At 61.2% G+C, this 14,809-nt stretch carries 14 protein-coding genes; 6 read left to right on the top strand and 8 right to left on the bottom strand.

Annotated features, from left to right (window positions below; translation table 11 throughout):
* Window positions 1-29 precede the first annotated feature (29 nt).
* Window positions 30-1,124, bottom strand: a complete 1,095-nt coding sequence (locus C4J88_RS06370; protein ID WP_124366146.1) for a PLP-dependent cysteine synthase family protein — start codon at window positions 1,122-1,124, stop codon at window positions 30-32.
* 217 nt (window positions 1,125-1,341) lie between these two features.
* Here C4J88_RS06370 and nhaA point away from each other — a divergent pair, with 217 nt between their 5' ends.
* Window positions 1,342-2,526, top strand: coding sequence for a Na+/H+ antiporter NhaA (gene nhaA, locus C4J88_RS06365; RefSeq protein ID WP_124406483.1), 1,185 nt, complete (start codon window positions 1,342-1,344; stop codon window positions 2,524-2,526).
* Between the two features lie 481 nt (window positions 2,527-3,007).
* Here the strand turns inward: nhaA and C4J88_RS06360 are convergent, their stop codons facing one another.
* The 6 genes from C4J88_RS06360 to dinG all read right to left on the bottom strand — a co-directional run bounded on the left by C4J88_RS06360 (window position 3,008) and on the right by dinG (window position 11,473).
* Entirely contained in the window at window positions 3,008-3,472 is a 465-nt protein-coding gene (locus C4J88_RS06360; protein WP_065886131.1) for a glycine zipper 2TM domain-containing protein, read from the bottom strand.
* A gap of 256 nt (window positions 3,473-3,728) precedes the next feature.
* On the bottom strand, window positions 3,729-4,376 hold the full coding sequence (pdxH, locus tag C4J88_RS06355; protein WP_124361646.1) for a pyridoxamine 5'-phosphate oxidase: 648 nt from the start codon (window positions 4,374-4,376) through the stop codon (window positions 3,729-3,731).
* 27 nt (window positions 4,377-4,403) lie between these two features.
* On the bottom strand, window positions 4,404-5,558 hold the full coding sequence (locus C4J88_RS06350; RefSeq protein ID WP_124406482.1) for an OmpA family protein: 1,155 nt from the start codon (window positions 5,556-5,558) through the stop codon (window positions 4,404-4,406).
* A 143-nt stretch (window positions 5,559-5,701) separates the two neighbouring features.
* A complete protein-coding gene (locus tag C4J88_RS06345) occupies window positions 5,702-6,847 on the bottom strand; it encodes a serine hydrolase domain-containing protein (protein ID WP_124408597.1) in 1,146 nt (381 codons plus the stop codon).
* Window positions 6,848-6,929: 82 nt separating this feature from the next.
* Entirely contained in the window at window positions 6,930-9,239 is a 2,310-nt protein-coding gene (locus tag C4J88_RS06340; protein ID WP_124406481.1) for a beta-galactosidase, read from the bottom strand.
* A gap of 89 nt (window positions 9,240-9,328) precedes the next feature.
* The gene (gene dinG, locus C4J88_RS06335; RefSeq protein WP_124366142.1) at window positions 9,329-11,473 is read right to left on the bottom strand and encodes an ATP-dependent DNA helicase DinG; all 2,145 of its coding nucleotides are present in this window, start codon (window positions 11,471-11,473) and stop codon (window positions 9,329-9,331) included.
* 99 nt (window positions 11,474-11,572) lie between these two features.
* Here dinG and C4J88_RS06330 point away from each other — a divergent pair, with 99 nt between their 5' ends.
* Window positions 11,573-12,037 (top strand): CopD family protein, encoded by a 465-nt coding sequence (locus C4J88_RS06330; protein WP_124406480.1) that lies wholly within the window; start codon window positions 11,573-11,575, stop codon window positions 12,035-12,037.
* Between the two features lie 116 nt (window positions 12,038-12,153).
* Here the strand turns inward: C4J88_RS06330 and C4J88_RS06325 are convergent, their stop codons facing one another.
* Window positions 12,154-12,912, bottom strand: coding sequence for a collagen-like protein (locus tag C4J88_RS06325; RefSeq protein ID WP_124406479.1), 759 nt, complete (start codon window positions 12,910-12,912; stop codon window positions 12,154-12,156).
* Window positions 12,913-13,099: 187 nt separating this feature from the next.
* Here C4J88_RS06325 and C4J88_RS06320 point away from each other — a divergent pair, with 187 nt between their 5' ends.
* Genes C4J88_RS06320 through C4J88_RS06305 form a run of 4 tightly spaced genes read left to right on the top strand, consistent with a single transcriptional unit; the run spans window position 13,100 to window position 14,792 of the window.
* Entirely contained in the window at window positions 13,100-13,597 is a 498-nt protein-coding gene (locus C4J88_RS06320) for a DUF6231 family protein (protein WP_124406478.1), read from the top strand.
* 4 nt (window positions 13,598-13,601) lie between these two features.
* The gene (locus C4J88_RS06315) at window positions 13,602-14,072 is read left to right on the top strand and encodes a YchJ family protein (protein ID WP_124406477.1); all 471 of its coding nucleotides are present in this window, start codon (window positions 13,602-13,604) and stop codon (window positions 14,070-14,072) included.
* Between the two features lie 22 nt (window positions 14,073-14,094).
* Window positions 14,095-14,577, top strand: a complete 483-nt coding sequence (locus tag C4J88_RS06310; protein WP_124406476.1) for an LEA type 2 family protein — start codon at window positions 14,095-14,097, stop codon at window positions 14,575-14,577.
* Window positions 14,574-14,792: an SEC-C metal-binding domain-containing protein gene (locus C4J88_RS06305; RefSeq protein WP_124369900.1), complete on the top strand. Its 219-nt coding sequence runs from the start codon at window positions 14,574-14,576 to the stop codon at window positions 14,790-14,792. Before C4J88_RS06310 ends, C4J88_RS06305 begins: the two co-directional genes overlap by 4 nt.
* Window positions 14,793-14,809: the final 17 nt, after the last annotated feature.

The raw sequence follows: 14,809 nt of genomic DNA, 5'->3' as shown, positions 1-14,809 counted from the left end.
AGCCCCTCCCACATTTGGTTTGCGGCGTGTCAGATATTGGCACGCAGGATGCTGGCCGGCAGTGGCTCACCCTGCTCGACACTCGCCGCAACGGCCGCGATCAACCCTTGCAACTCATAGCCCTGCGCCGCCAGCCACGCCTGATCATAGTAAGTCGTGGCATAGCGCTCGCCGCCATCACACAAGATCGCCACGATCGACCCCGACTCCCCCGCCGCTTTCATCTGCTGCGCAGCTACCAGAGCACCGATCAGGTTGGTCCCGCTGGAACCGCCCACGCGCCGCCCCAACCGCTCGGCCAGGTAATGCATGGCCGCCAGAGACAGCGCATCCGGCACCTTGACCATCGCATCGATCACAGCGGGCAAAAACGAGGCTTCGACCCGTGGCCGGCCAATCCCTTCGATCCGTGAGCCGCAGTCCAGACGCAGGCTGGCGTCGCCGCTCAGGTAATAATCGAAAAACACCGAACGTTCGGCATCGGCACATAGCACTCGCGTGCAATGCTGGCGATAACGCACATAGCGCCCCAGGGTCGCGGTAGTGCCGCCAGTTCCGGGGCTGGAAATCAGCCAGCTCGGCTCCGGGTGCTGCTCGAAACGCAATTGCTGGAAGATCGACTCGGCGATGTTGTTGTTCGCGCGCCAGTCGGTGGCGCGCTCGGCGTAGGTGAACTGGTCCATGAAGTGGCCGCCGCTTTCCTGGGCCAAACGTTCGGATTCGGCGTAGATCTGCGTGGGATCCTGCACCAGATGGCTCTTGCCACCATAAAAGGCGATTTGGGCGATCTTCTCCTGGGAAGTGGTGGCGGGCATCACGGCGATAAACGGCAGGCCGAGCAGGCGCGCAAAATAGGCTTCGGAGATCGCCGTCGAACCGCTGGAGGCCTCGATCACGGGGGCGTGCGGCTTCAGCCAGCCATTGCACAACGCGTACAGGAACAGCGAGCGCGCCAGCCGATGTTTCAGGCTGCCGGTCGGGTGGCTGGATTCGTCCTTGAAATACAACTCGATACCCGGCAAACCCGGCAATGGCAAAGGGATCAGATGGGTGTCTGCGCTGCGCTGGAAATCCGCTTCAATGATACGAATGGCTTCGCGGGCCCAGGGACGGTGATCGCTCATGAGGAGGGTTCTCTAAGAATTTCAGCCCCGATATTAGGGGGTTTCCTACACTGCACACAGATACAGTGAGGACTCAATTGGACACACAATTGCTAGGCTTTGAAACAGCGCCCGCTCTGACCAACGCTTATAACAAATAAGAATATAACTTTTGTTTTAACAACTAACGGTACGGGTTAGGGTACCCACCTATTGAACCTGGATTGGAGAGCATCCCTTGCCTCTGCGAAGCACTTTCACCCGTTTTTTCCAGCTGGAAGCCGCCAGCGGTCTGTTGTTGATTGCTGCTGCCGCGTTGGCGCTGATTATCAACAACTCACCTTTGTCGCACCTGTATGGCGCCTTTCTCGACACCCCGGTGGTGGCACAGGTTGGCGCGCTGCAAATCGCCAAGCCCGCCTTGCTATGGATCAACGACGGCCTGATGGCCCTGTTCTTCCTGCTGATCGGCCTCGAAGTCAAACGCGAGCTGCTCGATGGGCACCTGTCCAAACCGTCCCAGGTCGTACTACCCGGCGCAGCGGCTATCGGCGGCATGGTCGTCCCCGCGCTCATCTACTGGGCGTTGAACAAGGACAACCCTGCAGCACTCGCCGGCTGGGCGATCCCGATGGCCACGGATATCGCCTTTGCGCTCGGCGTCCTGGCGCTGCTGGGCAAGCGCGTGCCGGTGTCGCTGAAACTGTTCCTGATGACCCTGGCAATCATTGACGACCTGGGTGCCATTATCGTCATTGCGCTGTTCTATTCCGCCGACCTGTCCGGCGCGTCCCTGGCGGGCGCAGGGGCCTGCCTGATCGCCCTGATCGCGATGAACCGCCTGGGGGTGGTCAAGCTCGGGCCGTACATGATCATCGGCCTGATCCTGTGGGTGTGCGTGCTCAAGAGCGGCGTCCACGCCACCCTGGCCGGGGTAACCCTGGCGTTCTGCATTCCACTGCGCACCAAAAATGCCGAAACCTCGCCCTTGCTGACCCTGGAGCATGCGCTGCACCCGTGGGTGGCCTACGCCATCCTGCCGCTGTTCGCGTTCGCCAACGCGGGGGTGTCCCTCACCGGCGTCAGCCTTGAGAGTTTCACCCACCACGTGCCCATGGGCATCGCCGCCGGCCTGTTGATCGGCAAGACCATCGGTGTGTTCGGCCTTACCTGGCTGGCCATCAAGACCGGCATCGCCTCACTGCCCAGCGGTGCGAACTGGGGCCAGGTGCTGGGCGTGGCGATCCTGTGCGGCATAGGCTTTACCATGAGCCTGTTTGTCGGCTCACTGGCATTTGTACCGGGGGTCAGCGAGTTCGCCGGCGAGGATCGCATGGGGATTCTGACCGGGTCGATAATTGCGGCGTGTATTGGTTATGCGGTGACGGCGATGGCGAGTCGCAAGAAAGCCGTTATTTCATAGTTGAGGTGACATCCAAACACCAAAAAGCCGCCTCGACCTGAATCGAGGCGGCTCCACTTCTCAGACCTTACAGGTCGTCGAAGCTGTCCCGCAGGAATACCCATACGTGATAAAAACGCAGGGCATTCACTAAGAACGGCGTCGATACTAGCTGAGCGGCCCGTCGAAGGTGTGACCAAGCACAGAATGACTCGTAATATTTATTGCCATTTTTTTCTGACAAAAAAAGTATCAGAAGCGATAGTTCCCCTTAGAGCTGCATCTTGCGTGAAGCATCAACCGACAGTAGTATTCCGACATGTCATTGCGTTCTGTGAGCATGCAAGCCAAGCTTCATAATGGCCTTGCGATAAAAAACCGCCCTACTAAGGCGGTTTTTTATTGCCTGCAACTTATGCGTTTTTAAAAAGATCAGGCCCACAGGCAAAAAACCCCAACCAGTCACCCGGTTGGGGTTTTTCTTTACTTGTTGCTTACGCTTTTAGCGAGTAACGCGGCTGGTGCCGTCGACCGTCATGATGCGCACACGGTCGCCAATTCGGAAAATTTCATTTTCCTGCACGGCTTGTACGTAGGAACGCATGCTGCCGTCGTCTTCACGAACGGTGATTTCCACGCCCTGGGTACGGGTCAGGCCTTCTTCGGTGGCCGAGCCCAGCAGGCCACCGGCTACCGCGCCGATCACAGCGGTAACGATGCTGCCACGGCCGCCGCCGATGGCGCTGCCGCCAACGCCGCCGATGACCGCACCCGCAGCACCGCCGATTGGGGTCTTGGTGCCTTCGATCTTGACCGGACGCAGGGATTCGATGGTACCCATGCGGACGGTCTGTACACGACGCGCCTCGTCACGGGAGTACGAGTCGCCGGTCAGACTCGAGGCGCAGCCACCCAACAGCAATGACAGGGTGGTAAAGCAGGCAACTAGTAAAACGGACTTACGCATAGCATCAACTCCAAAGGACAGGTATTCATTAAACGCTGCAGCCTGGCGCCTGTCACGGCGAGCCAGGCAGAAAAGTGCTTTCATTCAGCCTGAGTACAGGCTGTCGGCACCACACAGCTCGACGAACGGTAGCTTAACCAAAACATGCCATAGCGTGGTCAGTCAGTGTAGCCATACAGCCGAAAACGCCGAAGTCTCCTGCATAAAGACTTCGGCGCAAAGGGCATGATTCAAATTAGATGACGAAAGGGGACGCTCAGGGCGCCAGACGCTCGCGCGTCCATTGGCCCGCTTGCAGCCGATAGTTGAGACGGTCATGCAGGCGGCTGGCGCGGCCTTGCCAGAACTCGATGCGCTCGGGCAACAAGCGATAACCCCCCCAATGCTCGGGGCAGTCGGGCTGGGTGTCGCTGAAACGCTGTTCGGTCGCCTTCAGCAGCGCCTGCAGTTCTTCGCGATCACCAATGACCTTGCTCTGCGGCGATGCCCACGCCCCGAGGCGGCTGCCCAGAGGTCGTACCTGATAATACGCATCCGATTCTTCAGGCGTGACCTTGACCACGCGACCTTCAATGCGCACCTGGCGCTCGAGGGTCGGCCAGAAAAAGGTCATTGCCGCGAATGGCCGCGCCGCCAGTTGTTCACCTTTGGCGCTCTGATAGTTGGTAAAGAAGGTAAAACCCTGCGCATCCAGGCCCTTGAGCAACAGGATGCGACAGTGCGGTCGACCCTCCTGGTCGACCGTGGCCAGGGTCATGGCATTGGCCTCCACCGGTGCCTGCTCGGTTTTCACCGCATCGGCGAACCATTGGTGGAACAAGGCAAACGGCTCGTCCGGGGCCTGGGCCTCGCTCAAACCGTCCCGTGTGTAGTCACGGCGCATATCGGCCAGTGCCTGGGTCATGCGGCGTTATCCTTCTGGTTCAACGGATCAGTTTTTCGCCTGGTCGTTACTCGCCGGTGCAGCAGCCTTGGCCTTGGCCGGAGCGGGTTTCTTCGCAGCCGGTTTGGCCGGGGCTTTTTTTGCGGCTTTAGCAGCTGGCTTGGCGGCGGCCTTCTTGGCTGGCGCTTTCTTCGCAGGGGCTTTTACCGCCGGGGCCGGTGCGGGAACATCCTGCACGGCAACCATTTCCGCCACAGGCGGGGTCTTGCCCGAGTTGTACTTGTTCAGCAGCGCCAACATAGTTGTACGCTGAGTGAACATGATTTCCATGCGACGATTCAGCGCACGGCCCTGGGAACTGTCGTTGGCGGCACGCGGCATCAGGTCGCCCATGCCACGCAGCATCAGGCGATCCTGCTTCAAACCGCTGAGGCTGAAAATCGAGGCAATCGACTGCGCACGTTCTTTGCTCAGCGCCTGGCTGGCCGGCGCGCTACCGGTGGCATCCACGTGGCCCAGCACCAGTACGGCGGTCTTTGGATCCGCTTCGACGGCCTTGGCGACGCGAGTGAACGGGCCCAGGGTCACCGGCAGCAGCATCGCTGGACGTTTCGGGTTGTAGGAGCCGTCCACCGGGGCAATCACTACCAGCACGTTGTCACGACGTTCCAATTGCAGGTTGCTGTCCTTGATGGCGGCACGCAGGCGCGGCTCGTAATCGTCCAACCAGGCCTGGGTGATTTTCGGATCAGGCATCGGCACGTTGGTCACATCGACCTTGGCCAGCGGCTTTGGCTTGGTGTCGAACGGCCACCACCAGTGGGCTTCGGTATCGGTCTTGGCCACGACCGGAGCACCGTCCGGAGCCGGGGTTGCGGCCTTGAGGTCAGCTTTCAGGTCGGCCTTGGCCTCGGCGGCCTTTTCGTCGGCGCTCTTGGTGGAGAAGGGCCACCAGCTGGAGCCTGTGTCAGCCTTGGCTGCCGGAGCAGGTGCTGCGGCAGCGGCAACAGGCGCGGAATCCTTGGCGCCGGCAGCGGGCTTGGCGTCCGGCTTGGCGTCGGTTTGGGTCACTGCGTCCTTGGTAGCCGCCTTATCGGACCCAAATGACCACCAGTGCCCACCTTCGGCATCATTCTGTGGTGTTTGTGCACAGCCGGTAATAGTGAGGCACAGCGCCAGTGCCAAGGACTTGTTCGATAACATGAGATATCCACAAAATGAGAAAAAACCAGGGGGGCCAGGTGCCCCGTTAAACCGACGCTTAAAGAACATTGAAGTTACATCATTGCGTTCAGCGTCTTCTTATACGTGTCTTTGTAACAAAAAATTGTGAAACAGCAAGGGGTTTATAGACAACCGGCCAATATTCCGACCAACTTCTGCGCACGTGGGTCCATAAGTACATAGGGCCCCAGGGTATTAGTCACGAAACCGAACGCTACATCGTGCTCTGGGTCGGCAAACCCTACCGAGCCCCCTGCCCCGGGATGCCCAAAGGCGCGCGGGCCAAGGCCGAATGTCGCATTGGGCAACTGCGGTTGATCCAACATGCAACCCAGGCCGAAACGGGTTTGGGTCAATAAGGTTTTATCCGGGCCAATACTGTGTTCACGGGTCAATTGTTCGAGCATGTCGCTTTCCAGCAAACTACCGTCCAATAAACCGCTATAAAACCCGGCCAGGCTCCGTGCATTCCCGTGACCATTTGCCGCCGGTTGCTGCATACGCCGCCACTCGGGTTTATTAGTGCTGGTCAGAATAGACGGCGGGTTGGCAAATGCACGGGTAGTCATGGCCGTGGGTTCACGCATCATTACTTGAAGTAACCGTTGTGCCGCTGCATCGCCCATATTGCCTTTGCTGCGAGCTATATGGGCGACACGATAGAATTCTTCGTCCGCCAGGCCGACGTGAAAATCCAGCCCCAATGGCCGCGCCACCCGGGCCACGATGGACTCTCCAGGCCCGCGCCCGTCGGCACGGCGCAGCAGCTCGCCGACCAGCCAGCCATAGGTGATCGCCTCGTAGCCATGGCCTTGGCCGGGTGTCCACCACGGCGCTTCGGCCGCCAGGGTATCGACCATCAGTTGCCAGTCGTACAGGGCTTCGGCGGGCAGCATCTCGCGGATCGCCGGCAACCCGGCCTGGTGGCAGAGCAACTGGCGCAGGGTGACGGACTCCTTGCCCGCCGCCGCGAATTCCGGCCAGTACTCGGCCACGGGCGCGTCCAGCTTCAGCTTGCCTTCGGCCACCAGTTGCAGCGCAGCGACCGCAGTGAAGGTCTTGGTGCAAGAGAACAGGTTGACGATCGTGTCGCTGTGCCAGGCTTCGGCGCCGTCCTTGTCGGCGGTGCCAGCCCACAGGTCGACGACCGTCTCGCCGCCGACTTGGATGCAAAGTCCGGCGCCGCGCTCCTGAGGGTCATCGAACAATGCGGCGAACGCTTCACGTACCGCTTCGAACTGGAGCTCGTAATGACCCTGAATCTGCACCTGAGCGACCTCGAAAAACATCATGAAAAGTGGCCGACATTGTTCCAGCCATTAGGGGTTTTGTGAACCCATCAACGACGAATCAATGCCCATTTGCGGAGTGCCCGCCGGCGTGCCCGGCGCCCTGGCCTGCGTCTTTGCCGGCCTGGCCTGCCCGGCCGCCCTCGCTCTCGCGTGCCGCGCCGACCGCCTTGGCCTTTTCGGCCGCCTTACCCAACTGCTCGACCGCCGCGAGATTGCTTTTGCGCACGCTGTCGACAAAGCCCTGAAAGGGCACGTCGGTAATGCCAACGAGGCCGAAGTGGCCGTTTTCACCGTCCAGCAAACGCCCGGTCACCGGCTGGTCCAGGTACTGGAACCAGTGCACGCCGACAATCGACGGCTCTGCCATGGCTTGCTTGAGGAAGGCCGCGTACGCTGCGCCACGCTCTTCTTCGGCGGTCAATTGGGTGACGCCGCCCCAGAACGGGCCACGGTCGGTCGAGCCAAAATTGAATTCGGTGATCAGTACCGGCTTGTCGAGTGCACGCAGGGCGGCGAAGTCATAACCGTCCTGGGGCTTGAGGGTGTACATGTTGAAGCTCAGCACATCGCAGTACTGGGCACACGCTGCCACGGCTTCGGGGGTGCTCACCGCATAACGCCCACCCAGCAGCAACTGGTTGGGCGCGTGCCATTTCAGCGAATCGGAGATGGTCTTGAAGTAGGCGTCGGCGAAGGTCTTCTGGAAATACTTGAAGTCAGCCTCGATTTCGGGATGCTCCGGGTCAGGCATCGGCGGCTCGAAGCCAGGGTCTTCCATCAGTTCCCAGCCGGCCAGGTGGATGCCCCAGGCTTTCGACAGACCTTCTTCATTGCGGTATTTGTCGCGCAGTTGCTTGAGGAAGGCACGCTTGGCCGGTACGTCGGTGGTCATGCGCAGGGTGCCGTAGGCCAGGGCATAACGGGATTTTGCATCGTTGCCAGGGCCGGCCCAGGCCAGTTCGTTGTCGGCAAAGAAGCCTATCAGCCACGGGTCGTCGCGATGATCGCGAGCGGCAATGGCCACGGCGCGTTCAGTGGCCATGGCAAAACGTGGGTCGAACGGGTCGGGCATGCCGCCCCACCAGTCGGTGCCGGTGCTGATGCTGGCGTAGTCACCCACAATCGACAGCGGCAAGGTGTAGGGCACGCGGTCGGCCGTGGCCAGGTCCGGATCGCTCCAGTTGCCCACGGTGTTGAAGCCCCAGGCTTGCAGGCGATCGAGGGTGTGGCTCACCCAGCGCTTCTGGTCGAAACCGTCGGTGCCGGTTTCAGTGCCATAGGTGCGCTGCAGGTTGGCGCCATAAAAATCATACCAACGCCCTGCGCCAAAACCGCGCCCCTCGCCCGCGCCGTTGCCGGTGCGGTTATCGCCGCTGCCGTAGTACTTGTCGAAGGGCTCGCCGGCCTTGGGCAGTGCCGCAAACATCCACTCACGCCCGGCCACGTAGGTCTGGCTGTTGTCCGGGGCCACGGTGTTGACACCCAGCGAGTAGAACGGATGGCCTTGGGGTGTGACCAGATACCAGCGACCGTCGCGCTTTTCGGTGCGGAAGAAACCGCTGGCGTCGAACACCGGGCCCTTGTTCCAGCCGCCGTATTGATCCAGGGACGACTTGTCACGCTCGGCAAGCCACACCTTCAGTTGTTGTTGCTCCTTGGCCGCCGCAGCCTTGAGCTGCTCGTCGTTGCTGACTTTTTCCGGCCAACGTGCGCGGGTGGACTGACCGTAAGCGTCCACCAGTTCGCTGTAGGCAGCTTTCATCACCGGCTCGCTGTCCTGCACGCCAAAGCGCTCCAGCAGGATGCTTTGGGCGGCATTCGGCTTGATCATCGACAGCGTCACCGACACCACCTGGCTGCGGTCGATTTCCCCGGCACTGGCGGCCAGCAACACACGCTGGCCGTCCACGGTCATGGGCATCGGCGGGCCGGCCTTCATGCCCTGGCTCAGCGGCGAGTGGGCTTGCAGCGGCACCAGCAAGGTCTGGGCGGGGCCGGCCGGCAGGTCGATGCGACTGACCAGGGTCTTGCCGTCGGCACTTTGTACTTTTACGTAGAGGGTCAACGCCCAGTTCATGGCGCTCTGGATACGCAGGCTCATGGCGCCCGATTGCGACCAGTCCCACACGCCCGTTTGCGGGCTGAGTACCAGGCTCGGTTCGGCGGCCGGGTTGAAGGTGATGCGGCGCAGCACCTCGCCTTCGGGGGTTTGTTCGGCGTTGTATTGCGGCAGGCTGGCGTCCTGGGTCGCCACCTTGACCACATCGGCGGGCCGGACGAAATTGAACAGGGTTTGTTGCCCGGCCGGCGCGGCCAACAGCGGCGCGGCGAACAGCAGGGCAAAAAGAGCGGGCAGCGTGCGAATCATACGAACAAGGTTCTCCCAAACGGCCGATGGCTGGCCTGATGACATACAGTGAGATAGACCACGCAGTGGACGAATTCGCCCACGGTGGCTTAAGAAATTTCGCGCCTGAACGGCGGCAAGGCATTCAAGATGGCCTTGCCATAGCGCTGGGTGACCAGGCGGCGATCGAGCAAGGTGATGGTGCCCCGGTCCTGCTCGGTGCGCAGCAAGCGCCCGCAGGCCTGCACCAGTTTCAGGGAAGCATCGGGCACCGAGATTTCCATGAACGGGTTGCCGCCTCGGGCTTCGATCCATTCGGCCAACGCGGCTTCAACCGGATCGTCCGGCACCGAGAACGGGATCTTGGCGATGACCACGTGTTCGCAGTAGGCGCCGGGCAGGTCTACGCCTTCGGCAAAGCTCGCCAGGCCGAACAACACGCTGGAGTCACCGCCATCGACCCGCGCCTTGTGCTTGTTCAAGGTTTCCTGCTTGGACAAGTTACCCTGGATAAACACCTGTTTACGCCAGTCGCGATCAAGGCCGTCAAACACGTCCTGCATCTGCTTGCGCGACGAAAACAGCACCAGGGTGCCCCGCGAGCCTTCCACCAATCCGGGCAGGTCGCGGATGATCGCCGCCGTATGCGCCGGCGCGTCCCGTGGGTCGGCCTTGAGGTCGGGCACCCGCAGCACGCCGGCGTCGGCGTGGTGGAACGGGCTCGGCACCACCGCAGTGACAGCCTTTTTCGGCAGGCCGGCGCGCATGCGGAAGCGGTCGAAGGTGCCCAGGGCGGTCAGCGTGGCCGACGTCACCAGGCAGCCGTAGGCTACGTTCCACAGGTTGCGGCGCAGCATTTCGGCGGCAAGGATCGGGCTGGCATTGACCTCGATATCGAACAGCGCACCGCTTTCCGACAAGGTCAGCCAACGCGCCATGGGCGGGTTGTCTTCCGGGTCTTCGACGGTAAAGGCGGTCCACAACTCCCAGTTGCCCTGGGCGCGGGACAGCAGGCTACCGAACAGCGGGTACCACTCTTCGGCCTGGTTGCTGGCGATGCCGATATTGACCTCGCCATCCATGCCTTCCTTGAGCAAGTCCGTCAGACGGGTGAACAGGTCGGTCAGGCGTGAAAAGCCTTTCTTCAGTTCAATGCCCATTTCGCGCATATGCTCGGGAATCATCCCGCCAACAAACCGGTGACGCGGCCGCTCACGGCCTTCCACATCTTCGCCGGGCTTGAAGTCGGCCACCTGCTCGCAGGCGCTGAACATGAACTGCTGCTGGGTCTTGATCTCCCGCGCCAGCTCGGGCACCTGTTCGATCAGCTTGCCCAGGTCACCGGGCAGCGGATGCTGGGCGAGCAGCTTGGTGAGGTTCTTGGCGGTGGTTTCCAGCCAGTCGGCGGTAGAGCGCAGGCGCGTGTAATGGGCAAAGTGGCCGATGGCCTTGTCCGGCAGGTGATGGCCTTCGTCGAACACGTACAGGGTGTCGCGCGGGTCCGGCAATACGGCGCCGCCGCCCAGGGCCAGGTCGGCCAGCACCATGTCGTGGTTGGTGACGATCACGTCGACCTTGCCCATGCCTTCGCGGGCCTTGTAGAAGGCGCACTGGCCGAAGTTGGGGCAATGGCGGTTGGTGCACTGACTGTGGTCGGTGGTCAGGCGCGCCCAGTCGGAATCTTCCAGGGCGGTGGGCCAGCTGTCGCGATCGCCGTCCCATTTATTGCCGGCGAGTTTCTCGATCATGCTGGTGAACAGCTTCTGGCTGGCCTCATCGACCTCGATCTTGAAGCCTTCTTCTTCGAACAACGAAGCCGTGGCGGTCTGCGCGTGGCCTTCCTGCAGCAATACGTCGAGCTTGGACAGGCACATGTAGCGGCCACGCCCCTTGGCCAGGGCAAAGGTAAAGCTCAAGCCGCTATTGCGCATCAGGTCAGGCAGGTCTTTGTAGACAATCTGCTCTTGCAGTGCGACGGTCGCCGTGGCGATCACCAGGCGCTTGCCCGCGGCCTTGGCGGTGGGGATCGCAGCCAGGCTGTAGGCCACGGTCTTGCCGGTGCCGGTGCCGGCCTCGACGGCCACGATCGCCGGTTCGCCCGCGCGGCGGCCCTCGTCGTCAGTGTCGATATCCCCGAGGACTTTCGCCACTTCGGCGATCATCAGGCGTTGGCCGTAGCGCGGTTTCAAGCTCTTGGCTTCGAGAAAACGCGTATAGGCGCCCTGGATCGTGGTTTTGAGTTCAGTGCTGATCATGGATAGTCGGGCGCAAAAAACGCTGGATAAATTTTCAGTGGTTCGGATCGGCCGCTATCATACCCCGCTAATTAATCCCGCGCAGAACGGAGTACCACAATGACCGCGTTTAGCCTCGCTTACACCCTGCATGTATTGGCCGCCCTGATCTGGGTCGGCGGTATGTTTTTCGCCTGGATGATCCTGCGCCCCGCCGCCATGGCGGCCCTTGAGGGCCCTGCCCGGCTGAAGCTGTGGGCAAATGTGTTTCAACGTTTTTTTGTATGGGTGTGGGTGGCGGTGCTGATTTTGCCGATCAGCGGCGTCGGCCTGCTGCACCTGCGCTTCAACGGCTTTGAAACCGCACCGCGTTATGTACAGGTGATGATGGGCTTGTACCTGGTGATGACGGCGCTGTTTATTCGCATCCAGGCGTTGAAGTTTCCGGCGTTGAAGGCGGCGGTGGCAGCCGAGGACTGGCCGGCGGGCGCGGCTGCATTGGGGCAGATTCGCAAACTGGTGGGCGTTAACTTGATTGTGGGGTTGGTGGTGGTGGCGATTGCTTCGGCTCGGCCGATGCTCTGAATAGACCTGTAGTCCGCTATCGGGGGCAAGCCCCCTCCCACATTGGAATGCATTCCAACTGTGGGAGGGGCGGTGCGACGATTCGACTTGTCCTCGATAGCGTCAGAACAAGCGACTCAGAGGCGCTGGATGGTCACTGACCCCGCAGGCCCAGCCGGCCCCGGCTGCCCTTCCAACCCAGGCCGGCCTTTGTCGCCGCCATCGGCGCGGTACACCAGGCAGCCCTTGGACTGCCCGCCCTTGCCAGGTTTGCCCGCTACACCGGCCAAACCACCGGCGCCGCCGTCCACCAAGACCTTGATCTTGTCGCCTGGGAAATCCTGAGGCAGCTCAATACGCACCGCCGCACCCGACGCGCCCGGCAACCCATCGCCGCCGTTATCGCCATTGAACCCGCGCCCGGCCGAACCCCAGGTGCAGCCTGGATCGACGCCATTGGCGCCATCCAGCCCCGCATACCCTTGGGCACCGGCGCCACCACGGGCATCCACCGACAGTTCTTCAGCCGTCAGCGAATCAATGCGCAAGGTCAGGTCACGCCCGGCTTTGGCCGGTTTTTCATGAGTGCCGGGTGCGCCTCGGGAAGTGATCTGGCTGCCGTGCTCCAGTTGCGCCTGGCGCACCTGCAACTGCAGCGCGGTATTGCCGGGGACAATCGCGATGCGCGCGTCACGCCCCAGATGCAGTTCTTCCACCGCGATCTGACTGATGGTGGCCGGAATCAGTAGAGTGCCGTAGTCCGCCACGTCCAGGCGCTCCAGTTGCAACACGCTGGTGCTGCTGGGCAGGCGCATCAACGAGTTGGTTTCGACACTGACACTCTGGGCCAGGGCAACGGGGCTGACCAACAGGGCCAGCAGAAAAACCTTACGCATCATGGGGCTCCCGAGTGTTTTCAAATTTTTCTTTGGACGCACAGTAACGACTTCTGCAGGCGCTTTGCCAGTGAAGGATCAAAAAACTTCGCACGCAACGACTCAAGTGCCGGCGGTATTACCCTGATGCTCTAGGCCCGCACGCCCAGGCGCGCTAGTCTCTACGGTCCTGATGTGAGGATCTGCGATGATCGCTGGAATTTCTGCCCGTACGCCCCAGCAAGCGTTGGCTGCGCTGCTGGACCTGCACGCTCCCAAACGCCTGCTGCTGTTGGGCGCCAGCCACTTCCCGGCACTGGATGCGTTTAAAACGGCGCACCCCGATGTGCATGTCAGCGTCGCGCAACCCGGGCCGCTGCCTGCCGACCTGGCGGCGCAGCGTTTTGACCTGGCGCTGGTGGTCGATTGCCTTGAACACCTGCCCAAACCCCAGGGTCTGAGGTTATTGGGTGGTATCCGTAACCTCAATGCCAGTCGCATCGCGGTGCTGGTGGACATGGATGCCTGCGCCTGGAAGGACACCGACTTTTTCTCCCTGGCGTTGCAAGCCGGTGAGCGTTTCCAGCGTGATGAGCAAGTGCTGACGCTGTTTACCTACGATCTGCTTGACTATAAACAAGTGCCGGACTGGCTCAACGCCCGCTTCTGGGCCAATCCGGAAAATTTTGGAAAGTATTGGTGGTAACACGATGAGTACATCCATTTGCCCCTGCGGCAGTGGCAATCTGCTGGACGCCTGCTGCGGCCATTACCACGCCGGCCACCCGGCACCCTCTGCCGAGGCGCTGATGCGTTCGCGTTACAGCGCCTACGTGTTGGGACTGGTGGACTATCTGGTGAGCACCACCCTGCCGGCGCAGCAAGCGGGCCTCGATCGCAACGCGATTGCCGCCTGGAGCGCTCAAAGCACCTGGCTCGGCCTTGAGGTGGAAAGCTCAGAAGTGTTCGGCGGCCAGCCGGAGCACGCCTTTGTCACCTTCACGGCGCGCTGGCACGACAGTGCTGGTGAACACAGCCACCGTGAACGCTCTTCTTTCGTACAGAACGAGGGGCACTGGTACTTCATCGATCCGACGGTGGAGGTGAAGGCCGCGCGTAATGATGTATGTTTGTGTGGCAGCGGACAGAAATTCAAGAAGTGCTGTTCCAGCTACTTTTAACGACCTGACAGGGATAACGCCAATGCACCGCACCTTCAGCTTGATGCTGGCGTTAACCCTGGGCCTTACCGGCTGCGCCTCGTGGTTCGAAGACGATTCGCCGCCGCCCCACGTCTCCCTGGTGAATGTCGAAGTGGTGCGGGCCAAACTGCTGGAGCAGAAGTTCAAGCTCTACTTTCGCGTGGACAACCGCGACGACGCTGACCTGACCGTGCGTGGCCTGATCTACAAGGTCACCCTTGGCGATCTGGTGCTGACCGAAGGTGAGTCCAACGAATGGCTGACCGTGCCGCCGCGCAGTCATAAATTCTTCCGGGTGTCGGTGCGCACCAACCTGTGGCCACGCATACGCGATGTAGTGCAGATGCTGAAGAATCCCGACCGCCCCGTGCCCTATCGCCTGGAAGGCGAGCTCAAAACCGGATTATTCATCGGTAATGACGTGCAGGTGGCCCACAATGGCGAGATAATCCCCGGCGATTTTATTCCGGAGCGACATCAATGACTCAGCAACCCCATGTCCATGGTCCTGACTGCAACCACGACCATGCTCACGATCATGGTCACGATCACCATGATCACGACCACGGCCATGTCCACGGCCCGAACTGCGGCCACGCTCACCAGGAGCCGGTGCGCAACGCCTTGAAAGACGTTGGTCGCAACGACCCTTGCCCATGCGGCAGCGAGAAAAAATTCAAGAAGTGCCACGGCGCTTAAGCTACCCAATATCCAAT

Source organism: Pseudomonas sp. R4-39-08 (assembly GCF_003852275.1).
Lineage (GTDB): Bacteria > Pseudomonadota > Gammaproteobacteria > Pseudomonadales > Pseudomonadaceae > Aquipseudomonas.
This window is presented reverse-complemented; position numbering and strand designations above follow the sequence as displayed.